Here is a 22713-nt window from a genome sequence, read left to right as displayed (position 1 = left end):
ATTTTTCCGGAAGTGGCTGAAAACGAAGGAGGGGTGGATGCAAATTATGCGCATCGTTTGGAGCACAATGGAGAGCAGGCCCCCTCATCCGACCCTTCGGGCCACCTTCTCCCCGGCGGGGAGAAGAAATGTGCCGAGCCCGCTGTATTGTTTTCCGCAAACATTACTTTGGGCAAGAAGTAGCCCGCTTGTTCTTCTCCCCGCCGGGGAGAAGTGCCGGAGCGCAGCGAGGCGATGAGGGGGCAACGCTGCCGTTGCCCCCTATTGCCCGCATCAAACGTAACGATTGACCACGTTTTCGAGATATTCCTGACGTCCGGACTTCGGCTGCGGATTGATATCCTCGCGCTCCACCAGTGCCGCAATCTCGTCAAGCTTCAGCTCGCCACGCAGCATCTTCTGGGCTTCAGCCGAATCCCACTTGGCGTAACGCTCGGAAAGCGGCTTCGAAAGCGCGCCGTCCTCGATCATCTTCGCCGCCGCCTTCAGGCCGCGGGCGCAGCAATCCATGCCGCCGATATGGCCGATCAGCAGGTCCTGCGGATCGAGCGACTGACGGCGCAGCTTGGAATCGAAGTTGGTGCCGCCATTCTTGAAGCCGCCGCCGGCCAGAACATGGTAATAGGCAAGAGCCATTTCCGGCACGTTGTTCGGGAACTGGTCTGTATCCCAGCCGGACTGGTAATCGTTGCGGTTCATGTCGATGGAACCGAAAATGCCGAAGGCGTTGGCCATGGCCAGTTCGTGCTCGAAGGAGTGGCCGGCGAGGATGGCGTGGCCCTGCTCGATATTGACCTTCACTTCCTTTTCCAGACCGTTCTTCTGCAGGAAGGCATAAACGGTGGCGACGTCGTAGTCGTACTGGTGCTTGGTCGGCTCCTGCGGCTTCGGCTCGATCAGGATCGTGCCTTCAAAGCCGATCTTGTATTTGTACTCCACCACCAGATTGAGGAAGCGGCCGAGCTGGTCCAGCTCGCGGGAAAGATCGGTGTTGAGCAGGGTCTCGTAACCTTCGCGGCCGCCCCACAGAACGTAGTTCGCGCCGCCAAGCTTCTTGGTGGCGTCCATGCAGGTCTTCACGGTTGCGGCAGAGAAAGCGAAGACATCCGGGTCGGGATTGGTGGCGGCGCCGGACATGAAACGACGGTTGGAGAAGAGGTTCGCCGTGCCCCACAGAAGCTTCACGCCGGTATCGGCCTGCTTCTGCGCGAAATAGTCGACGATCTCGTTGAGGTTCTTGGTGTTCTCAGCGAAGTTCTTGCCTTCCGGGCGCACGTCGGCGTCGTGGAAGCAATAAAACGGCGAACCGAGCAGCGAGAAGAATTCGAAAGCCACATCTGCCTTCAGCTTGGCGGCCTGCATCGTATCTTCAAACCACGGGCGCTCAAATGTCTGGCCGCCGAAGGGGTCACCGCCCGGCCAGGTGAAGGTGTGCCAATAGGCGACCGCAAAACGCAGGTGATCTTCCATGCGCTTGCCGGCGACGATTTCGTCTGGGTTGTAATGGCGGAAGGCCAGCGGGTTGGTGCTGTCGGGGCCTTCATATTTGATCTTGGCGATATCGCCGAAGAAGCCTGTGGTCATTGGGTTGTTCCTCCATGGTGGGTTTGGGTGGTGTTCGAAAATTTCAGGGGCGGCGTTTGCCGCTCACCCCCCTCTGTCCTGCCGGACATCTCCCCCTCGAGGGGGGAGATTGACTCGTGGTTAGCTCTTCACCTCTCGCGAGGCTGAAGATGAAGCGAGGTGTCCACCGCTTGCCGATCTCCCCCCTTGAGGGGGAGATGCCCGGCAGGGCAGAGGGAGGTAAACCCCGCACTCAACGCCTCAATGCGAAAGCGGCCGAATAGCCGGATAAAGCGCGTGATACCGCCGGTAAGCCTCCTCATAGGCACCGGCCAGATCAGCCACCGGCTCGATCGTCCTCGCCGTCTCCGGCTGCGAGCAGACCGCCACCGGATCGGCCCCCGTCGCGGCGATGAGGCCGAGGCGAGCCGCACCGAAGGCGGCGCCGAAATCGCCCTCTGCCGGAATATCGACGGGCACGCCGAGCGAGGTGGCGATGGAGGCCAGCCAATAGGCCGAGCGCGAGCCGCCGCCGATGGCGGTGACGCGGGAAATCGAGGTGCCGGCAGATTTCAGCGCTTCGAGATTGTCCCTGATCGCGAAGGTGACGCCTTCCAGCACAGCCTGCGTCAGCGCCTTGCGGTCGCTTTCATGCGAAAGGCCGATGAAGGAACCGCGGATGGCGGCGTCGTTATGCGGTGTGCGCTCACCGGAAAGGTAGGGCGCGAAGGTGACGCCGGTCGGCGCAAGCAGCGTCTCGCCCAGCTCACCGGTCAGATCGGCGGCGGATTGCCCGGTGAGGCGCGAATACCAGTTCAGCGCATCCGTCGCGGAAAGGATAACGCCCATCTGGTGCCAGGTGTTGGGCAGCGCGTGGCAGAAGGCGTGCACGGCGCTTTCCGGCTTCGGCAGGTATGATGCATTGGCGGCGAAAAGCACGCCCGATGTGCCGAGCGATACGAAGGCGTGGCCTTCCTTCACCGTGCCCATGCCGCAGGCCGAAGCGGCATTATCACCTGCGCCGCCGGCAACGACGGCACGGCCGGAAATGCCCCATTCGGAAGCAAGCTCGGCGCGCAGCACGCCCGCCTCATCCGTGCCTTCCACCAGCGACGGCATGTGCTTTTCATCCAGCCCGGTGGCGGCGAGCAGTTCGGAAGACCATTTGCGCGCGCCGGTATCGAGCCAGGAGGTGCCGGCGGAGTCGGACATTTCAGAGATGTATTCGCCGGTCAGCCACAGACGCAGATAATCCTTCGGCAGCAGCACCTTGGCCACTTTCGCGAAGATATCGGGTTCGTTCTTCGCCACCCAGGCAAGCTTAGGCGCGGTGAAGCCGGGGAAAACGATGTTGCCGGTGATCTTGCGGAAACGCGGATCGGCATCCAGTGCGGCGGCCTCGGCATGGGAGCGCGTGTCGTTCCACAGGATGCAGGGGCGCAGCACCTTGCCATCGGCATCAACTAGCGTCGCACCATGCATCTGGCCGGAAAGGCCGATGCCCTTAACGACGGCGAGTTCCCCAGGAAACTTCTGCTTCAGGCCGGCAACGGCGGTTTTCGTGGCAGCAATCCAGTCCGCCGGGTCCTGTTCGGACCAGCCATGATGCGGGCGCGAGACGTCCAGCGAGCCGTTGGCCGAGCCGATGATTTTCTGATCGCCGTCCATCAGCAGGGCTTTGACGCCTGAAGTGCCAAGATCGAGACCGAGATACATGTATTTCTCCATTCCGGCGCGCCATGCGCCGCTTTCAGCGTTTTTTAAAAGTCGCCGCATTTCCGGACGGAAAACCAGCGGCCACTTTTCCTGGAAATGCTCTCGTCAGGGCAGATTGTCCCTGAGGAATATGTCGATACGGATCCGTTCCTGCGCGGCGATGACGGGCAGGCCATCGGCGCGCGCCTTCAACACGCGGATGGCGCTGCGCACCTCGTGGCCGGCATCCTGGTTGAGCACGGCATCAAGCAGCCCTTCCCGCAGCGCATTGGCGGTGTTTTCCGTCAGTTCATGGGCGATGACTGAAAGCGCTCTTTCGTCATCTGCGGCCCCAAGCGCCCGGATGAGGCCGCGATTACCTGCACCGAGGCTATAGATGCCTGAAAGTGAGGCGTTGCCGAGCGCCTCGCGCACCAGCGTCTCGACGGTCAGCGGATCGTCCCTGCCCTCCAGCACCGGCAACAGCCGCAGCTGGGGAAATTCAGATTCGATCACGGCGCGAAATCCTTCCAGACGCTCACGGTGGTCGCGCACCAGCATGGAGCCGGCAACAACAGCGACATCGCCGCCGCGTCCGGAGAGGAAACGCCCCATCAGGCTCGCCGCCGTGCGCCCGGCCGCGACGTTGTCCACACCGGCATAATGATCGCGCCGCGAACCGGAGAGATCGGAGACCAGTGTCACCGTGGCGATGCCGTCTTCCGCCAGCCGGTCGGCGGCTTCCGCCACATCTTCGGAATCGGTGGCGACAAAAGCGACGCCCGAGGGTTTTTCCCGGCGTGCAACTTCCAGAGCTTCCGTCAACGCAGCGGCATTAAACGGCGGCACCTCGATGACACGGATGGCCGTGCGCTCCAGATGGGAACGGCTGGCGGCAGCCCGCACCTCGGCGCGCAGGGTCGCCATGAAGGAATTGTCATTGCCGGGCAGGATGAAGATCATCGAGTAATTGCGGCCCTTGGCTAGGTTGGCGGCCGCGATATCGCGCACGTAACCCAGCTCGGCAATGGCCGCTTCCACCCGTGCCCGCGTTGCCGCATGCACGCCGGGGCGCATGTTCAGCACCCGGTCGATGGTGGCGAGACTGACGCCCGCGCGCTCGGCGATATCGTGAACTGTAGGCTTCATGGCTCCTCCCTCCCCCTTGCATATCCAGCTTTGCCGCCGCCGTAAATCGAAAAATGATGTACGTACCTCACAATTCATCAAATGGCTGCGGAATATCAAGAGCGGCATGGGCTGCGGTTAATAAAGGGTTCGCCGGTAGTCCTGCTCCAGCTGCTCGTCCATCTTCTGCATCTCATCCCCGTTCGTCGGCGCACCTGTCGTCTCATCAAGAATGATCTTGATAAGCGAGGGCATTTCCGACCGGACCTGGAAATGTGCCGGATCCCACAGGCGGGAGCGCCTGAACGCCTTGGCGCAATGCATGAAAACCTCGTCCACCTTTACGACGATGGCGAGTTTTGGAGTGCGTTCCGCAATGCTCATGAGCTTCAGGAGTTCAGGGTCATTGCTCAGTGTCGCGCGCCCGTTCACCCGCAGGGTGTCGTCGAAACCGGGCACGATGAACAACAGCCCGATAACAGGATTGGCGATGATGTTGCTGAGGGTATCAAGGCGATTATTACCCGGCCGGTCAGGGATCGCCAGGGTGCGGGCATCGAGAACCTTTACAAAGCCCGCCGGATCGCCGCGGGGGCTGACATCGGCCTTTCCTTCGAGATTCTGGGTGCCGATGCAGAGAAACGGCGAACGCCTTATGAATTCCTGCGCATGTTCGCCGAGCCTGTCCTGACACTTCTGTACCGCCAGGGCATGTGTCGGCTCGAACAGCCCGCGAAGCGACTGCTCATCCGTGATTGCGAAGTCTGGATTGAGTTCCAAGGCCGTCATGATCTCCCCCTCTGAACTGCCCCCGCCCAGGCGGCCGAAATCCGGGTCAGCCGTCCTCCCGGCCCCGTTTTGGCTCCCTCTCAAGCATATCTGAGGTACGTACCTCAAGAATTGACATACATCGCTTGCCCGCGGCGATCAACAGGAGGAATCGGGATTTTCGGTAGGATATAAAAAAGGGGCCGTCATTTCCGACGGCCCCAGCTCTGCGGTGGATGGGAGGGGATTGTTATCAGTGCGCCGCGTCCGGCGGCGGCGCTGCCTTGGGTTTCTGGATCAGCACGGTCATGAAGATCAGGCTGGAGAACAAAATCGTCAGTGCGAAGAACACATCGGCAAAGGCCAAGATCCAGGCCTGCTGCGAAACCATGCCGACCATTTTCTTGACGGCGACGGAAGCGCCGTCCAGCCCGTAGGAATCATAGTTGGCGCCGACATTGTTCAGCCATTCCAGCGCCTGCGGGTTGGAGTAGCTGATATGTTCGGCCAGCCGCACATAATGGTCGTCGGTGCGCTGCGACAGCATGGTGTTGATGACAGCAAGACCGACGGCGCCGCCGAGGTTACGGGTGAGGTTGAACAGGCCGGACGCGTTGCGGATACGGGCCGGCGGCAAGGTGCCGAGCGCGATGTTGTTGATCGGCACCATGCACATCATCAGGCCGAAACCGCGCAGGATCTGCGGGATCAGCAGCTCGTAGAAGTCCCAGTCGGTCGTCACATGCGTCATGATCCAGGTGCCGCAGCCGAAGCTGATGAAACCGATCGCCATCATCGCCCGCGGATCGAGCTTGGTCGAAACCTTGCCGGCAATCGGCGCGGTGAAGAACATCGCAAGACCTGAGACGAACATGGTCTCGCCGATCATCAGCGCATCGTAACCCCTCACCCGGCCAAGATAGAGCGGGTAGAGATAGGTCAGGCCGTAAAGCCCGATGCCCATGACGAAGGAGAAAAGCGAGCCGATGGAGAAGTTGCGATCCGCAAAGGCGCGGATATCAACCACGGGGAATTCCACCTTGAAGGCACGCCAGAAGAAGACCACCGCGCCGATGACCATGGCGACGGAGCCCAAAACGATATGCTCGTCGTTGAACCAGTCCTTGTTGTTGCCCTCTTCCAGCACATATTCCAGCGAGCCGAGGAAGACCGCCATGGAGATCAGCCCCCACCAGTCGAACTTCTTCCAGAGCGAGTGCTCCGGCTTGTCGAAATCAATGAGGCTCCAGGTCAGGATGGTGACGATGATGCCGGGAATGATGTTGACGAGGAACAGCCAGTGCCAGGAAAAGGCATTGGAAAGATAACCGCCGACCGTCGGACCGATTGTGGGTGCAAGCGTCGCGACCAGACCGATGATCGGCGAGACGACCGAGCGTTTCGATGGCGGGAAGATCGTGAAGGCGGCAGCAAAGACGGACGGGATCATGCCGCCGCCGATAAAGCCCTGGATCGCGCGATAGACGATCATCTGGTCGATATTGGTGGCGGTGGCGCAGAGCGCGCTCGATATGGTGAAGCCCGCAGCACAGGTGGCGAAGAGCACGCGCGTGGAGAGAATGCGCGCCAGCGTGCCCGAAAGCGGGATCATGATCACTTCGGCGATCAGATAGGAGGTCTGCACCCAGGCGATCTCATCCGAGCCGGCGCCGAGGCCGGCCTGGATTTCCGCCAGCGAGGCGGAAACGATCTGAATGTCGAGAATGGACATGAACATGCCGAAGACCATCGCGAAGAACGCGATGAGCCTGCGCCTGTCCATCGGGGGATCGGCGGGGATGGACGCCCCGCCCGTACCGACAACCGTAGCCGCCATGATCTTGCCCTCAACGGTGCGTCAAAGACGCGCCTTACTTGGCTTCCGGGTTGACTTGCGCCGTTCTGGTGGTTTCCGGCGCAGTGCGGGTATCGACATCGACAACGACGCTGAGGCCGGCGCGGAGATTGTGCTTTTCAAGGTCTTCCTTGGAGAAGACGATACGAACAGGCACGCGCTGGATGACCTTGGTGAAGTTGCCCGTCGCATTTTCCGGCGGTAGCATGGAGAAGACCGAGCCCGAACCGGGCGAGATCGACTGCACGGTGCCTTCGATCGTCGCATCGTCAAAGGCGTCGACATGCACGCGCACCTTCGAACCGGGCACAACGCGGGCAAGCTGCGTTTCCTTGAAATTGGCGTCGATATAAAGCTCGTTCATCGGCACCAGCGAAGCCAGACGCTTGCCGACCGACACCAGATCACCGTTCTGCACACCGAGATTGCCGATAACGCCGTCATAAGGCGCCTTCAGAACCGTGAAGGCCAGATCGCGGGCAGCCTTGTCCTTGGAAAGCTGCAGCGAGCGGATGGTGCTTTCGGCTTCCTCGCGCTGGGCGCGCAGAAGCTCGACATTGGCCTTGGCCGACGCAATCGCCGCCTCGCCCGCCACGACATTCGCCCTGGCCTGATCGAGCGCGACCTGGGCGCTGTCGGAAGCGGCAACCGTGCCGACATCCTTCGCCTGCAGCTCGCTGGCGCGCTTCTGGGTGATTTCCGCGCCGCGAAGGGCGGCATCCAGCGCACCCTTCTGGGCAACGGCCTGTTCCTGCGCGGCTTCGCCGCCGATGATCTGCGCGTCGATACGCTTCAGCGACAGTTCCTCGGTGCGGATCTGGGCTTCGGCCTGTTCCAGAGCGATGCGATAATCGCCATCATCAAGCGTCACCAGCGGGTCACCCGCCTTGACTTCCTGGTTCTCGACCACGTTCACCTTGGCGACGTAACCCGAAACCTTCGGCGCTATGACGGCGATATCACCTTCGATATAGGCGTCATCCGTCGACACCATGAAGCGGCCGTCGACCCACCAGTTGTAACCATACCAGCCGGCGCTGGCGAGAATGGCAAGGGCGAAGACCGGCAGAAGCGGCGAACGCTTCTTGGCCTTCGGCGCCGCAACGGTCTGGGCCGGCTGCTGCGGCGCGGCCTCGGCCGGCTTTGCGGGAGAGGTCTCGGCCTTGGCAGAGATATCCGCCTCTTCCGCATCGTTGACGGCGCGAACCGCGCTATTCTTCTGGGCCGACATGAGAATGTACCGTGATAAATTGAAGAAAGTTTTTCGAACTGAACCGTTCGGTTCGATTGACATAATCCCTTTCCTGACACATATCAAGTGTTATCGAACCGATTGGTTCGACGTTCGGTTAATTTTTTTTACGTCATTACGATGCTAAGAGGCGGCAGTGATGGCAGGTGAAGACAGGGATATGGAGACGGAAACGGAAACGGGTTGTCCGGGAAACCCCGCCGGGCGTTTTGCGGCGGGCGAAGACCCGGCCAAACGCGACCAGATTCTGGCCGGCGCCTGGCGCGTGTTCAAGCGCAAGGGCTTCGACGCCGCCAGCATGAACGACATCACCCGGGAAGCGGGCGTTTCCAAGGGCACGATCTATGTCTACTTCTCCAACAAGGAAGATTTGTTCGTTGCGCTCGTCGACCATCACCGCAACGAATTCGCCACCTCCATGCGCCATATTCTTGAGGGCACCGAAGAGGTACGCGAGGGGCTGGAACAGTTCGGCAAGGCTTTTGCCAACAAGATGATCTGTTCCGACATGATCCCCGCCATGCGCTCGGTGATCGGCGTCATCGATCGCATGCCGAAGCTGGCGCAGCGTTTTTTCCTCTCTGCGCCGAACAATGTGCGCACGGTGCTCCTGGATTTCATCGAGCATCAGGTCAAGATCGGCCATCTGAAGGTGGATGACCCCGAGTTGGCCGCCCGGCAATATATCGAGCTTTCCACAGGCACCTTCTTCAAGCTGCGCCTGTTCGGGGAACTCGAAGGCCCGGTTCCCGAAGAGGAACTGGACCGGATAATCGGCAGCGCCGTCAATGTGTTCATGGCTGCCTACGGAACTGACAAGGCCTGAAATCATTCAGCAACGGGCGACCAGACCGGCAACGGGACAGTGCCCGATACGCGGTTTGCGCGAAATTTCGATGAAATCTTGCCCATCACAGGGGCGGTCTCCTTGTTTCTCGCGTATTGCGCTATAAATTCCACCCACCGAATGTTTCGGGTGGCCTTGTTGCTGAAAGGAAAAATTCCCTGATGGAGTCCGTTCTCCCTCTTCTGTCCGACCCCGCCGCCTGGGTGGCGCTCGTCACCCTGATCGTCATGGAGGTCGTGCTTGGTATCGACAACCTGATCTTCATCTCGATCCTCACCAACAAGCTTCCGCCTGAACAGCGCGAAAAAGCTCGCAAGATCGGCATCGGTCTTGCGCTCGTCATGCGGCTTGGCCTGCTCGGCACCGTCGCGTGGATCGTGCAGCTGACCACCCCGGTCTTCGAGCTCTTCGGCCACGCCTTCTCATGGAAGGACATGATCCTCATCGCCGGCGGTCTTTTCCTGATGTGGAAGGCCACCAAGGAAATCCACCACAATGTCGACCCGGAAGACCACAAGGAAGACATGGTCGGCGGCCCTGTGGGCATGAATTTCGGCGCCGCCATCGGCCAGATCCTGCTGCTCGACCTCGTCTTCTCGGTGGACAGCATCATCACCGCCGTTGGCATGACGCCGCATCTGCCGATCATGATCGTCGCTGTCATCGTCGCCGTCACCGTCATGCTTTTGGCCGCAACGCCGCTTGCCAACTTCATCGAGCGTAACCCCACCATCGTCATGCTGGCGCTCGCCTTCCTGATGATGATCGGCACGACACTGATTGCCGAAGGCATGGGCTTCCACGTTCCCAAGGGCTACGTTTATGCCGCCATGGCGTTTTCGGCGCTGGTGGAACTGCTCAATATGCTGGCCCGCAATGCGCGGCGTCGAAAGAAGGCGGAGGCCGCCGGCGACGTGCATTGATGTTGCCGTGACGTTTCCCTGATTTTCCGAGGCCCGTTTGCAGACGGGTCTCGGATTGAGGAAGGACCGCTCCTCATACTCCACGTCATCCTCGGCTCAAGGCCGAGGATGACGGAAAGCTTTAGGCCGATAGGCGGCCATCCAAAGCCTTCTGCGCGAAGCAGGCTTCCACCAATCGTACTCTTTATTTCCGTCCGGAACCTCAAAGCCGCGGCTTGCGTTTCAATGCATCCTCGCCTTACGCCCGGCGACGGCGCGTTTTTCTCCTTCGAAAGCAAACAGGCAGCATGACAACCGACCAGATCCTCGCCTTCACCGTGATCGCCGGCATGATGGTCGCGTTCATCTGGGACAGGCTGCGTTACGATGTCGTCGCCTGCAGCGCATTGCTGGTGGCGGTGGCGGTGGGGGTTGTGCCTTTCGAGAAGGCTTTCTCCGGTTTTTCGGATGATATCGTCATCATCGTCGGCAGCGCGCTGATCGTCAGTTCGGCCGTGGCGCGCTCCGGCATCGTCGATATGACGATCAAGAAATATTTTCCCGAAATGCACTCCAAGAGCCTGCAGCTTGCCTTCCTGATGATCGTCGTCGCCGTCATGTCGGCCTTCATCAAGAATATCGGCGCGCTCGCCATCATGATGCCGGTCGCTTTCCAGTTTGCCCGCAAATCCGGCAGCCCCGTTTCCTATTATCTGATGCCCATGGCCTTTGCCGCACTTCTGGGCGGGCTGATGACGCAGATCGGCACCTCGCCCAACATCGTCGTCTCGCGGCTGCGCGAGGAGATGACCGGGCAGAGCTTTTCGATGTTCGACTTCACCCCCGTCGGCGCGGGACTGACAGTCATCGGCATCATCTTCCTGACTTTCGGTTATCGCCTTCTGCCGGTGCGCAACCGCCAGCAGGCATCGGTGGAGGATATTCTCGACCAGTCGGCCTATACCGCCGAAGCGACGCTGCCCGCCGACAGCACCTATGCGGACAAGCCGCTGCGCGAATTGCTCAAACAGGCCGATGGCGACGTCATCGCCAGCACCATCCTGCGCGGGCCGAGACGCATCTCCCCCTTCCCCGATGTGAAGCTCAAGGCCGGGGACACCGTGCTTCTCGAAGGCAGCCCCGAAGGGCTTGACCGCATCGTCTCGCAAGCAAAGCTGCTGCTGTCAGGCAAGCCGCTGATGGAGAACGGCCAGAAGACCGTCGATCTCATTTCCATGGAAGCGGTCATCAGCAATGAATCGGTGCTGAGCGGCATTTCGGCGCGCGAGCTTTCGCTCTCCTATACGCGCGGCGTCAATCTGATCGCCGTCAACCGCCGCGGCCAGCGCGTCAGCCAGCGGCTCTCCGAGCTGACTTTGCAGACGGGGGACGTCATTCTCTTGCAGGGCAGCCGCAAGAACCTGCCGCAGGTCCTGCAGGAATTTTCGCTCTTGCCACTGGCGCAGCGGGAAATCCTGCTTGGAGTGCAGCGCCGCGCGCTGCTACCCGTCATCGTGCTCGCCGCCGCCATGATCGCCGCCGGCAGCGGACTGGTGCCGGTCTCGGTCGCATTCTTCGCCGCCGCCTTCCTGATGATCCTCGTCGGCGCGATCCCGCTCACAGAGGTCTATAAATCCATCGACGGGCCGATCCTCGTCATGCTCGCCGCCCTCATTCCCGTCAGCGACAGTCTGCGCACCAGCGGGGCGAGCGAACTGATCGCCGCCTGGCTCGGCCATGCCGCACAGGGATTGCCGCCCTTTGCGGCGCTCGGCATGATCCTGCTCACCGCCATGGCGGTCACGCCCTTTCTCAACAATGCCGCAACCGTGCTGGTCATGGCCCCCATCGCCGCCGGTTTCGCCACTACACTCGGCTTCAGGCCGGAAGCCTTCCTGATGGCGGTGGCGATCGGCGCGGGCTGCGATTTTCTCACCCCCATCGGCCACCAGTGCAACACGCTGGTGATGGGCCCCGGCGGTTACCGCTTCAGCGACTACCCGCGCCTCGGCCTGCCGCTGTCGATCATGATCGTCATCGCCAGCATTCCGATGCTGCTTTACGTCTGGCCGGTTTCCTGAAACTTTTCGAGGAAAAGCGCGGCATCCTTGCATCGCAGCAATGCGTTGAGGCAAGACGGTAAATATCCTTATTTCCTTGACGCCTGCGGCATAATATGGCCTAAGCCGATGCCGAACGGGAATGTGCAAAAGCGCGCGTGACACGCGCCTTTCCGCATGATTTCCTGCCGCATTCAAACGAAAACTCCGTGATATAAGGGCGACTTCGCCCCCATGTCACTGCCACGTCACGACGAGTGAATTTCATGACCACTTCCGGCGTTCGCGTCCGTATTGCACCTTCCCCCACCGGCGAGCCCCATGTCGGCACCGCCTATATCGCGCTGTTCAACTATCTCTTCGCCAAGAAACACGGTGGCGAGTTCATCCTGCGCATCGAGGATACCGACGCCACCCGCTCAACGCTGGAATATGAGCAGAAGGTGCTCGAGGCGCTGCGCTGGACCGGCCTCACCTGGTCGGAAGGGCCGGATGTCGGCGGCTCCTATGGTCCCTATCGCCAGTCCGAGCGCAAAGCCATGTACTGGCCCCATGCCGAAGAGCTGCTCAAAAAGGGCCATGCCTTCCGCTGTTTCTGCACGCCCGAGCGGCTTGAGCAGATGCGCGAGGCGCAGCGCGCGGCCGGCAAGCCGCCGAAATATGACGGCCTTTGCCTCCACCTGAAGGCCGAGGAAGTGACCGCCCGCGTCGCCGCCGGCGAAGCCAACGTCGTGCGCATGAAGATCCCGACCGAAGGTTCGTGCGATTTCCATGACGGCGTTTACGGCGATGTCTCGATTCCGTGGGACTCGGTTGACATGCAGGTACTGGTCAAGGCCGACGGCATGCCGACCTATCATATGGCGAACGTCATCGACGACCATCTGATGAAGATCACCCATGTGGCGCGCGGCGAGGAGTGGTTGGCTTCCGTGCCCAAGCACATTCTGCTTTATCGTTATTTCGGCTGGGAGCAGCCGGTGTTCATGCATCTTTCGCTGATGCGCAACGCCGACAAGTCCAAGCTTTCAAAGCGCAAGAACCCGACCTCGATCTCCTATTACTCCGCTCTCGGTTACCTGCCGGAAGCGCTGATGAACTTCCTCGGCCTGTTCTTCATCCAGATCGCCGAAGGCGAAGAGCTGCTGACCATGGAAGAGCTGGCGGCGAAGTTCGACCCGGAAGCGCTTTCCAAGGCCGGCGCCATCTTCGATATCCAGAAGCTGGACTGGCTGAACGGCCGCTGGCTGCGCGAAAAGCTTTCGCCGGAAGAGTTCATCTCCCGCACGCTGGAATGGGCGATGGAGAATGCACGCCTGACCGAAGGCCTGAAGCTTGCGCAGAGCCGCATTTCCAAGCTCGGCGAATTGCCCAACCTTGCAGGCTTCCTGTTGGCAAGCGATGCCGGCCTGACGCCGGCCTCCTTTGCGGGCCTGAAGAGCAAGCCGGAGGAAATCCACGAAATCCTCACCACCGTTGCCGTTGATCTGGAAAAAATGCCGGACTGGAATGTAGAAGCGATCGAGGCCGAACTGCGCGATGTCGCCGAACGCACCGGCAAGAAGCTGCGCGTCGTGACGCCGCCGCTTTTTGTCGCCATGTCCGGTTCTTCGCGTTCGCTGCCGCTGTTTGACAGTATGGCGCTGCTCGGCCGCTCCGTGGTGCGCCAGCGGCTGAAGGCGGCGATTGCCGTTGTGGCCACGATGGTTGGCAGCGGAACGTAAGACAAAGCGGCGAGGCTTTTGATTGTCGGCCCCGCTCATCAACGGTCGTCATCCTCGGGTTTGACCCGAGGATCCACGCCGGTTTCGATGAGCTCCGACAGGACGACGTACCGCCTGGAGAATGGATCCTCGGGTCAAGCCCGAGGATGACGGATGTGGAAAGTGTGGGCGCATTTGGCGACCGCAGCAGCAAACAGAACAATGTGCCCATAAAGGCGAATACGATGAACGACAAGACAACCGAAACCACCGCCCTTTCCTCCGACGCGACAGAAGTGCGCCGCCAGAAACTTGCGCTGCTGCGCGAGCAGATCGGCGACGTTTACCCGGCGCATTTCCACCGCACGCTGACCAATGCGGAGCTGGCGGAAAAATATGCCGATATCGAAGCCGACGTCGAAACCGGCGACACGGTGACGGTGGCGGGCCGCGTTTATTCCTCGCGCAATTCCGGCATGTTCATGGACATCCATGATGCCTCGGGCAAGGTGCAGATCTTCAGCCACAAGGATACGACGCCGGAAACGGCGCGCAATCTTCTGCCGATGATCGACATCGGCGACATCATCGGCGTGACCGGTAAGGTGCGTCGCACCAAGCGCGGCGAGCTGACGATCAACGCCGAAGAAATCACCATGCTGACCAAGTCGCTGCTGCCGATGCCGGAGAAGTGGCATGGCGTCTCGGACATCGAGCTGCGGTACCGCAAACGCCATCTCGATATTCTCGCCAACGAAGAATCCAAGCTGCGCTTCCTGCAGCGCTCGAAGATCCTGTCGGGCATCCGCCGTTTCATGGAAGCCGAAGGCTTCCTCGAAGTGGAAACGCCGATGCTGCAGACCGTCTATGGCGGCGCGACGGCCGATCCGTTCAAGACCTTCCACAACACGCTGAAGATGGACATGTATCTGCGCATCGCGCCGGAACTGTTCCTGAAGCGCACGCTGGTATCGGGCCTCTCCGACAAGGTCTTCGAAATCAACCGCAACTTCCGCAACGAAGGCGTTTCCACAAGGCACAATCCTGAATTCACCATGATGGAGTGCTATTGGGCCTATGCCGACTACGAAGACATCATGGGTCTCGTGGAGCGGCTGTTCGAGACGCTGGCGATTGCCCTGCACGGCACGACCGAGGTTGAATTCCAGGGCCAGACGATTTCCTTCAAGGGTCCGTTCAAGCGCGTGCCTATGCCTGACGCGGTAAAGGAAGCGACCGGTATCGACTTCCTCGCCATCAAGACCGATGAAGAAGCCCGCACTGCTGCCAAGGCCGCCGGTTTTGCCGTCGAGAAGGACTGGACCTGGGGCGAATGCCTTGCCTTCATCTTCGAAGAGAAGGTGGAAGGCACGCTGATCCAGCCGAGCCACGTCACGCATTTCCCGAAGGACATTTCGCCCTTTGCCAAGGAAGTACCGGGCGAACCGCGCCTCGTCGAGCGTTTCGAAAGCTACTGCAACGCCTGGGAAGTGGGCAACGCCTTCTCCGAACTCAACGATCCGGAAGAACAGCGCCGCCGCATGGTGGAGCAGCTGGAGCAGGCCCATGCCCGCGGCGAAAAGGACAAGCAGCTCGACGACGAATTCCTCGACGCCATCGACCAGGGCATGCCGCCCGCCGGCGGCCTCGGCATCGGCGTCGACCGTCTGATCATGCTTCTGACCAACGCGCCCTCGATCCGCGACGTCATCCTCTTCCCGGCCCGCCGCAACAAGGCGGACTGATCGGACGAAACCCGGGGGCGGCCTCGCGGCCGCCTGCCGCTCCCCGATTGTCTCGCTGGTGGCGAAGGGGACGTATTTTTTCAGCGTCATCCTCGGGCCTGTGCCGAGGACCTAATCACGTCCAATAAAGTCAATCCGTTGCAGATCCTCGGGACAGGCCCGAGGATGACGCCGGAGTGTGTGGCGAGATTTCGCTCCGTTTGCCTGTCGGTTTTCCTCTCCATACATAGACACGGCAAGTAACTATCCGGCCATCTGTGAGCGGATCGAATAAATTCATATAACTTTTAGTAGAATATACTGGCGACATCGCCTCAACTTGTGATACCCATTCCGCATCATTCGCATTGTGTTTGACGGCTTTCGATCAAGGGCCGCCGGGGGAGATACGCATGCCCGAGAATGAGCTTCCCAGATACCAGCCCGATATGTTCGCAACACCTGAAAAGGAATGCGACGTGGTGATGAAGGGCGGCATCACCTCCGGTGTCGTTTATCCCTATGCGGTTCTGGAACTGGCGCGCCGATACCGTTTCCGCTCGATTGGCGGCACATCGGCCGGGGCGATTGCCGCCGCTTTCGCGGCTGCGGCGGAATATTCCCGCACAGTCAGGAAAGATCCTGACGGGTTCACCCGCCTGCAGGCCCATTGCGACACGATACCCACTATTCTGGACAGGCTTTTCCAGCCGGAGCGCCGTTTTCGCCCCCTGATGCGTTATCTGCTGTGGGCGCAGGCCGGTGGCTGGCCGGGCAAGGTTTTGGGCTTGCCCATGGCTTTTCCGCTGGCAGCCATAGCAGGCATTGTCATCGGCGCCGGCATCTTGTGGGCTCTGGGTGGCGGTTGCGCCGGGTCCATTCTCGGCGGGCTGGTGGGCATGCTGGCCGGCATCCTTGGCCAGATGCTGTGGCTGGTTTTTCACCGGTTGCCGAAGGACGGCTTCGGCTTCTGTTCAGGACTGACGGTTTCCGATCGGGAGGTTCCGGGCCTGACGGAATGGCTGCATGCCTCGATCCAGGACATCGCTTTCGGCAGCGACGCCGCAACGGCGCCGCCGCTGACCTTCGGCGATCTCTTTGGTGCGGAGCCGGAGAAGCCGGTCATAAACCTGAAGATGGTCACGACGAACCTGTCGATGCGGCGGCCGCACACGCTTCCGACCACGAATCTCATGGTGGCTTACGACCCGAAGGAATGGAGCCAGTTGTTTCCCGCTGGCGTGATGGACTGGCTGAAGCAGATCGCGACACCGGGCGGCCCCTTTCCTGAACTCAAGGCTTTTCCGGAGCCCGCCCAGCTGCCCGTCATCATCGCAACACGCATGAGCCTGAGTTTCCCGGTCCTGTTCAAGGCCATTCCGGCCTATACCAATGATCGCGGCACACTGGATATCGTGCGACGTATCAGCGGCGACGCACGGCCTGTCATGAAGGCGAAAATCTGGTTCTCCGATGGCGGCATCAGCAGCAACTTTCCCATTCATCTTTTCGACGCCCTGCTTCCGTCACGTCCGACCTTCGCCCTCAGCCTTGATGAATTGCCGAAATCCATCGCCGGCAGCATGAAGCGCGTCACTATCCCGCAGGCGGCCGGCGAAGGGATAGGCGTGCCCGTTCACAAGATGGAAAAAATGAGCGGCTTCCTGGGCAGCATCCTCAGTTCGGCGAAAGACTGGCAGGACCAATCCCTTGCCACCATGCCCGGCCAAAGGGAGCGCATCGCCCGCGTTTTCCTCAATGAGGAGGAAGGCGGGCTAAACCTCACCATGCCGCCGGAACGCTCGGCAAAACTGATGAGCTACGGCCTCGAGGTCGGATCGCTTTTTGCAAATGGCGCGCTGGATTTCGACGAGCATCGCTGGCGACGGACGCTTGTTGCCTATGATCGGCTGGAAGACGCGGTGTTTGCGACTGAGCGTCTGTGGAGCGAAGGCAAATATGAAGAATGGCTGACGGGTTACATTGACGAGATCAAAAGCTACGAAGCCGTGACAAAGGGTGAGCGGGAAAAGCTGATCGCCCGAATTGCCGCCTTTGCCGCCCTGTCGCAGAGTTTCTCTCCGGCAATCGTCAACAAGCGCAAGAAATTTCCAAATCCGGCTGGCCGTCTGCGGATCGGACCCGATATCTGACGCGACCGGGGCAAGGTCGCCGGAAGGTTTCTCCGAGAACCGCCCTCGCCCGCTTAGTGGCTTGCGGCCTTTTTCTCCGCACCCGGTTCTTCCGCGGGCGCATTTTCGGTCGCCGGCTTCTCTTCCGCCGCCTGTGCGGTCGTCGAGCCTTTTCCGAAGATCAGCGATTTCAGGTAGGACAGGCTGAAGATGCTGCCGCCATCGGCTTCCGGTGTCGAGGTCAGAAGTTCATCGGCGGTGGGTTCGCCATGCGCTTCGGGAGACGGGGTTTCGCCATGGGCTTCCGCACCGGCGCCGCCTTCCTTGGTTTCCGCCGGCGCGCCGCCGTGGCCGCCTGCGCCATCATCCTTGGTTTCGCCGTGGCCCGTCGCGCTCTTTGCGGGTTTTGCGTCGTGGCCTTCAGAGCCGGCATCCAGAGCCGGGGTCGCACAATCTGCTGAATCGCTGAGGCTTGCCGCCAGCGCTTCGGTATCTTCCAGCGGCAAATCGATGCGCAGCCCGTAAAATTGCCCGGCGCCGTTTGCCACGCCATCGTAATAAAAAGCCGAATAACGCCGCGCCTCCGCACCCTCAGGGATTTTGGCGAGGTCCGGAATGAAAACCACCTGTGCGGCAATGGCGCGGCCGCGCATTTCCGAGCGCAGCTGCGGACCGTTCTTGTCGAGCACGGAGACCTGAACCAGATCGGGTTTCTGCTTGTCGTAAACCGCCTGGGCGACGCGCAGTGCGGTCTTCAGCCGCTCTGTGCCATCACCGCCCTGGGTACGAATGAATTTACGGACCCATAAAGAACCGTTCTTGCGAATGTTGACTGTCTGGACCGCGTCGCAGGAGAGCCCGTTGGTGGAAGCGTAGGATGGACCAAGCAGCCGATCGCTGCCGATGAATACGGCAGCAGAACCGGTCGCACCCGCCAAAAGCAGGATCCCGCCTCCAATCATAACGAGCTTGCGCGAAAACCGCATTCGTCCGAATACAGCTTTCACCCGCAACATCCTGACATCAAGTACCCCGTCTTACGCCCTCATCCCAAAACGTGGCTCGATGGATGAGGAACACACGCGGGACAAGCTACGGACCACGCTGTCCGAGCCCTGCGATAGTGCCGCTTTCTCATTGAAAAAAGTTTAATCCCACTGGCGCGTCGCCGGCAAAAACGCACCATTTTCAGACATTCTTGAAATCCACTAATTTGCGAATGATTTGCAATAGCGTTGACAAGGGTGATTTTATAACAGATGGTATTGCGAATTAATCGCAACAAAATCTGGTGAGTCCCGTGAACTTTCAAAAAATCCGGCATGCAGTTTTCGCCTTCTCGCTTTTCCTCCCCGGTGCGGCCCTTGCCCAGGAAAAACCTGTTGTCGTGACGACCTTCACCATCATCGCGGATATGGCGCGCAACGTGGCGGGCGATGCGGCCGAGGTGGAAAGCATCACCAAGCCGGGTGCGGAAATTCACAATTACCAGCCGACGCCGCGCGATATTCTCAAAGCCCGCAAGGCCGATCTGGTGCTTCGCAACGGCCTCAATCTGGAATTGTGGTTCGAGAAGTTCCTGGTCAACCTTTCCGGCGTGCCGAGCGTGACGGTGAGCGAGGGCGTGAAACCCATGGCCATCAGCGGCGGGGCATACCAGGGAAAGCCCAATCCGCACGCCTGGATGTCGCCCGATAACGCCTTGATCTACGTGGAAAATATCCGCAAGGGCCTGACGGATATCGACCCCGCCCATGCCGATGTCTATGCCGCCAATGCCAAGGCCTATTCGGACAAGATCAAGGCCACCGTGCAGCCGATCCGCGACACGCTTTCCGTCCTGCCTGAAAACAAGCGCTGGTTGGTAACGAGCGAAGGCGCTTTTTCTTATCTCGCCCGTGATTTCGGCCTGAAGGAACTGTTCCTGTGGCCGGTCAATGCCGACAGCCAGGGCACACCGCAGCAGGTTCGCGGCGTGATCGACGCCATGCGCGAGCACAATATCAACGTCATCTTCAGCGAAAGCACGGTTTCCGCCGATCCCGCCCAGCAGGTGGCCAAGGAAACCGGTGCGGCCTATGGCGGCATTCTTTATGTGGATTCGCTGAGCGAAGCCGATGGTCCGGTTCCGACCTATCTCGACCTCCTGCGCGTGACGAGCGAAACCATCGCCAAGGGGCTGTCTTCATGAGAATGGGCAGTAAAAAATCAGGCGGCGGCCTGACGGTTCAAAATGCGACAGTGACCTATCGAAACGGCCACACCGCATTAAGAAATGCCAGCTTTTCCATCCCCCGCGGAACGATCACTGCACTTGTCGGCGTCAATGGCGCCGGCAAGTCCACGATTTTCAAGGCGATCATGGGTTTCGTGCCTTTGGCCGCCGGTTCCGTCTCGATCTTCGACCTGCCGGTGAAGGAAGCGCTCAGGAAAAACCTCGTCGCCTACGTACCGCAGGCCGAGGAGGTGGACTGGAGTTTTCCGGTGCTGGTGGAGGATGTGGTGATGATGGGCCGTTATGGCCATATGAATTTCCTGCGCATCCCCTCGAAACGCGACCACCAGATGGTGGAAGAGGCGCTGAAACGCGTCAACATGCTCGATTATCGCAAGCGCCAGATCGGTGAGCTCTCGGGCGGGCAGAAGAAGCGGGTGTTTCTGGCCCGCGCGCTGGCGCAGGAGGGTCAGGTGATCCTGCTGGACGAGCCTTTCACCGGTGTCGATGTGACAACGGAAGAGCAGATCGTCACGCTTCTGAAGGCGCTGCGAGACGAGGGCCGGGTCATGCTGGTCTCCACCCATAATCTCGGCAGCGTGCCGGAATTCTGTGACCGCGCCGTCTTCGTCAAGGGCACGGTTCTGGCATCGGGCAAGACGGCGGATACCTTCAACGAGGAGAACCTGCAAAAGGCCTTTGGCGGCAGCCTTCGCCACTTCGTGCTTGGCGGGGCCGACCTGCATAACGACGCCGATCCGCGGCGGGTGAAGGTCATTACCGATGATGAGCGGCCCTTTGTGATCTACGGCAAGAACGGCCAGAACGGGCACGATCCTGAGGCTCCGAAAGAAAAAGTCGATGATAAACAGCCTTCTTGAGCCCTTCACCTATGGTTATATGCTGAACGCCATCTGGGTCAGCGCGCTGGTAGGCGGCGTCTGCGGTTTCCTCTCGGCCTATCTGATGCTGAAGGGCTGGTCGCTGATCGGCGATGCTCTTTCCCATGCCATCGTTCCCGGCGTTGCGGGCGCCTATATGCTGGGCCTGCCCTTTTCGCTCGGTGCGTTCCTTTCCGGCGGGCTTGCGGCCGGCTCCATGCTGTTCCTGAACCAGAAGACGCGGCTGAAGGAAGACGCGATCATCGGGCTGATCTTTACCTCGTTTTTCGGGCTCGGGCTGTTCATGGTGTCGCTCTCGCCCACCTCGGTGAATATCCAGACCATCGTGCTCGGCAATATTCTCGCGATCACCACCGAAGACACGATCCAGCTGGCGCTGATCGGCGGTATCAGCCTCATCGTGCTGGCGCTGAAATGGCGTGACTTCATGGTGGTGTTCTTCGATGAGAACCACGCCCGCACCGTGGGGCTGAAACCGGAAGTGCTGAAGGTGATCTTCTTCACCCTGCTGGCCGCCTCCACGGTTGCCGCCCTTCAGACGGTCGGGGCCTTCCTCGTCGTTGCCATGGTGGTGACGCCGGGCGCCACCGCCTATCTCCTGACCGACCGTTTCGAGCGACTGATCCTGATGAGCCTGATCATCGGCGCGGCCACCAGCTTCGTCGGTGCTTACCTCAGCTATTTCCTCGATGGTGCGACCGGCGGCGTCATCGTCGTGCTGCAGACGGCAATCTTCCTTGCCGCCTTCGTTTTTGCGCCCAAACACGGGCTTCTCGCTTCCAGGGCCAAGGCCCGCAAGGCGCTGGAGGAAACGCCATGAGCGACTATCTCGAACTCGCCATCCTGCCGTTTCAATTGCCCTTCATGCAATATGCCTTCGTGATCACGCTGATGATCGCGGTGCCGATGGCGATGCTCTCCTGTTTTCTGGTGCTGAAGGGCTGGTCGCTGATGGGCGATGCGGTTTCCCACGCCGTGCTGCCCGGCGTGGTGGTGGCCTATATTGTCGGCATCCCGCTTTCCATCGGCGCGTTCATCGCCGGCATGATCTGTGCGCTCGGCACCGGTTTCATCAAGGAAAACAGCCGCATCAAGGAAGACACGGTGCTCGGCATCGTCTTTTCCGGCATGTTCGGGCTGGGGCTGGTGCTTTATGTGAAGGTGCAGAGCGACGTGCATCTCGATCACATCCTCTTCGGCGACATGCTCGGCATTGCGCCCTCAGACATGCTGGAGACGGGCCTGATCGCGCTTTTCGCCACGCTGTTTCTCGGTATCCTGCGCAAGGACCTGCTGGTCAACGCCTTCGATGCGCAGCACGCCAAAGCCATCGGCCTGCCGGTGCGTATCCTGCATTACGGCCTGCTGATGGTTCTGTCGCTGACCGTGGTTGGCGCGCTGAAGGCGGTGGGCATCATCCTCTCGGTCGCGATGCTTGTCGCGCCGGGCGCAATCGCCTTCCTGCTGACCCGGCGTTTTTCCGCCATGCTGCTGGTGGCCATGGCGGTGGCGGTCGCCTCATCGCTTTCGGGCATATGGCTGAGCTTCCTGATCGACAGTGCGCCGGCCCCCACCATCGTCATGTTCATGAGCCTTGCTTTCGTTGCCACCTTCATCCGCACCACCTGGAAGGCCCGGCGGATCGACGCGGCGGGGGAAACAGGCTTCTAAAACAACGATTTTTGCGGGCGTGTGGAACATTTTCCCCTTTTGCGCGTCATTTTACTGAGCCAGTCGCGGGGCGGCGGGCTCGGGAAAATTATGCAAAAGGGGAAGCACCATGCTGAAGTGGGCTCTTATTTTCTTTGTCATTTCTTTGATCGCAGGCGTGTTCGGCTTTACCGGCATTTCGGCAGCCGCGGCGGGCGTGGCCCGTATCCTGTTCTTCATCGCCGTGGTGATCTTCCTGGTCTTCCTCGTGCTTGCACTGATGGCCGGAAGCGCCGTCGTCTGAATGAAAAAAGGCG

At 60.4% G+C, this 22713-nt stretch carries 18 protein-coding genes; 11 read left to right on the top strand and 7 right to left on the bottom strand.

All coding sequences use genetic code 11. The features are described from left to right. Positions 1-273: 273 nt before the first annotated feature. From xylA to V6S97_RS25735, 6 genes are all read right to left on the bottom strand, one after another. Positions 274-1584: a xylose isomerase gene (gene xylA / locus V6S97_RS25760; protein ID WP_111792706.1), complete on the bottom strand. Its 1311-nt coding sequence runs from the start codon at positions 1582-1584 to the stop codon at positions 274-276. A gap of 240 nt (positions 1585-1824) precedes the next feature. Next, positions 1825-3279: a xylulokinase gene (xylB, locus tag V6S97_RS25755; protein ID WP_334428018.1), complete on the bottom strand. Its 1455-nt coding sequence runs from the start codon at positions 3277-3279 to the stop codon at positions 1825-1827. 105 nt (positions 3280-3384) lie between these two features. Further along, positions 3385-4407: a LacI family DNA-binding transcriptional regulator gene (locus V6S97_RS25750; RefSeq protein WP_111794686.1), complete on the bottom strand. Its 1023-nt coding sequence runs from the start codon at positions 4405-4407 to the stop codon at positions 3385-3387. A 117-nt stretch (positions 4408-4524) separates the two neighbouring features. Continuing rightward, positions 4525-5175, bottom strand: a complete 651-nt coding sequence (locus V6S97_RS25745) for a pyridoxamine 5'-phosphate oxidase family protein (RefSeq protein WP_334428008.1) — start codon at positions 5173-5175, stop codon at positions 4525-4527. A 232-nt stretch (positions 5176-5407) separates the two neighbouring features. Further along, the gene (locus tag V6S97_RS25740) at positions 5408-6991 is read right to left on the bottom strand and encodes a DHA2 family efflux MFS transporter permease subunit (RefSeq protein ID WP_003505432.1); all 1584 of its coding nucleotides are present in this window, start codon (positions 6989-6991) and stop codon (positions 5408-5410) included. A 34-nt stretch (positions 6992-7025) separates the two neighbouring features. Further along, positions 7026-8240, bottom strand: a complete 1215-nt coding sequence (locus V6S97_RS25735; RefSeq protein WP_334428007.1) for an HlyD family secretion protein — start codon at positions 8238-8240, stop codon at positions 7026-7028. Positions 8241-8400: 160 nt separating this feature from the next. On the opposite strand from V6S97_RS25735, the gene V6S97_RS25730 reads away from it, so the two are divergent. The 6 genes from V6S97_RS25730 (at position 8401) to V6S97_RS25705 (ending at position 17650) form a co-directional block, all read left to right on the top strand. Further along, the gene (locus V6S97_RS25730) at positions 8401-9087 is read left to right on the top strand and encodes a TetR/AcrR family transcriptional regulator (protein ID WP_020812093.1); all 687 of its coding nucleotides are present in this window, start codon (positions 8401-8403) and stop codon (positions 9085-9087) included. A 182-nt stretch (positions 9088-9269) separates the two neighbouring features. After that, on the top strand, positions 9270-10031 hold the full coding sequence (locus tag V6S97_RS25725; protein WP_020812092.1) for a TerC family protein: 762 nt from the start codon (positions 9270-9272) through the stop codon (positions 10029-10031). A gap of 287 nt (positions 10032-10318) precedes the next feature. Then, on the top strand, positions 10319-12091 hold the full coding sequence (locus tag V6S97_RS25720) for an SLC13 family permease (RefSeq protein WP_334428004.1): 1773 nt from the start codon (positions 10319-10321) through the stop codon (positions 12089-12091). A 245-nt stretch (positions 12092-12336) separates the two neighbouring features. Next, entirely contained in the window at positions 12337-13794 is a 1458-nt protein-coding gene (gene gltX, locus V6S97_RS25715) for a glutamate--tRNA ligase (RefSeq protein ID WP_334428003.1), read from the top strand. A 224-nt stretch (positions 13795-14018) separates the two neighbouring features. Next, on the top strand, positions 14019-15518 hold the full coding sequence (lysS, locus tag V6S97_RS25710; RefSeq protein ID WP_111834948.1) for a lysine--tRNA ligase: 1500 nt from the start codon (positions 14019-14021) through the stop codon (positions 15516-15518). 428 nt (positions 15519-15946) lie between these two features. Further along, a complete protein-coding gene (locus V6S97_RS25705) occupies positions 15947-17650 on the top strand; it encodes a patatin-like phospholipase family protein (protein ID WP_442886112.1) in 1704 nt (567 codons plus the stop codon). Between the two features lie 53 nt (positions 17651-17703). On the opposite strand, the gene V6S97_RS25700 is transcribed toward V6S97_RS25705, so the two are convergent. Then, positions 17704-18615 (bottom strand): hypothetical protein, encoded by a 912-nt coding sequence (locus V6S97_RS25700; protein WP_162691908.1) that lies wholly within the window; start codon positions 18613-18615, stop codon positions 17704-17706. 314 nt (positions 18616-18929) lie between these two features. Here V6S97_RS25700 and V6S97_RS25695 point away from each other — a divergent pair, with 314 nt between their 5' ends. The 5 genes from V6S97_RS25695 to V6S97_RS25675 all read left to right on the top strand — a co-directional run bounded on the left by V6S97_RS25695 (position 18930) and on the right by V6S97_RS25675 (position 22700). Further along, positions 18930-19820 (top strand): metal ABC transporter substrate-binding protein, encoded by an 891-nt coding sequence (locus V6S97_RS25695; RefSeq protein ID WP_003505422.1) that lies wholly within the window; start codon positions 18930-18932, stop codon positions 19818-19820. Next, positions 19817-20725, top strand: a complete 909-nt coding sequence (locus V6S97_RS25690; RefSeq protein WP_060727311.1) for a manganese/iron ABC transporter ATP-binding protein — start codon at positions 19817-19819, stop codon at positions 20723-20725. The genes V6S97_RS25695 and V6S97_RS25690 overlap by 4 nt, the downstream gene beginning before the upstream one ends. Next, positions 20706-21566 (top strand): metal ABC transporter permease, encoded by an 861-nt coding sequence (locus V6S97_RS25685; RefSeq protein WP_003505419.1) that lies wholly within the window; start codon positions 20706-20708, stop codon positions 21564-21566. Before V6S97_RS25690 ends, V6S97_RS25685 begins: the two co-directional genes overlap by 20 nt. Next, the gene (locus V6S97_RS25680) at positions 21563-22417 is read left to right on the top strand and encodes a metal ABC transporter permease (RefSeq protein ID WP_003505418.1); all 855 of its coding nucleotides are present in this window, start codon (positions 21563-21565) and stop codon (positions 22415-22417) included. Before V6S97_RS25685 ends, V6S97_RS25680 begins: the two co-directional genes overlap by 4 nt. A 109-nt stretch (positions 22418-22526) precedes the next feature. Next, complete coding sequence (locus tag V6S97_RS25675; RefSeq protein WP_003499086.1) at positions 22527-22700, top strand: DUF1328 domain-containing protein; 174 nt, start codon at positions 22527-22529, stop codon at positions 22698-22700. The last annotated feature ends 13 nt before the right edge of the window (positions 22701-22713 follow it).

The sequence above is a fragment of the Agrobacterium sp. CCNWLW155 genome (assembly GCF_036888815.1).
Taxonomy (GTDB): Bacteria; Pseudomonadota; Alphaproteobacteria; order Rhizobiales; family Rhizobiaceae; genus Agrobacterium; species Agrobacterium radiobacter.
Note: the sequence above shows the minus strand (reverse complement) of the source record. Positions and strands in the feature narration are given on the sequence as shown.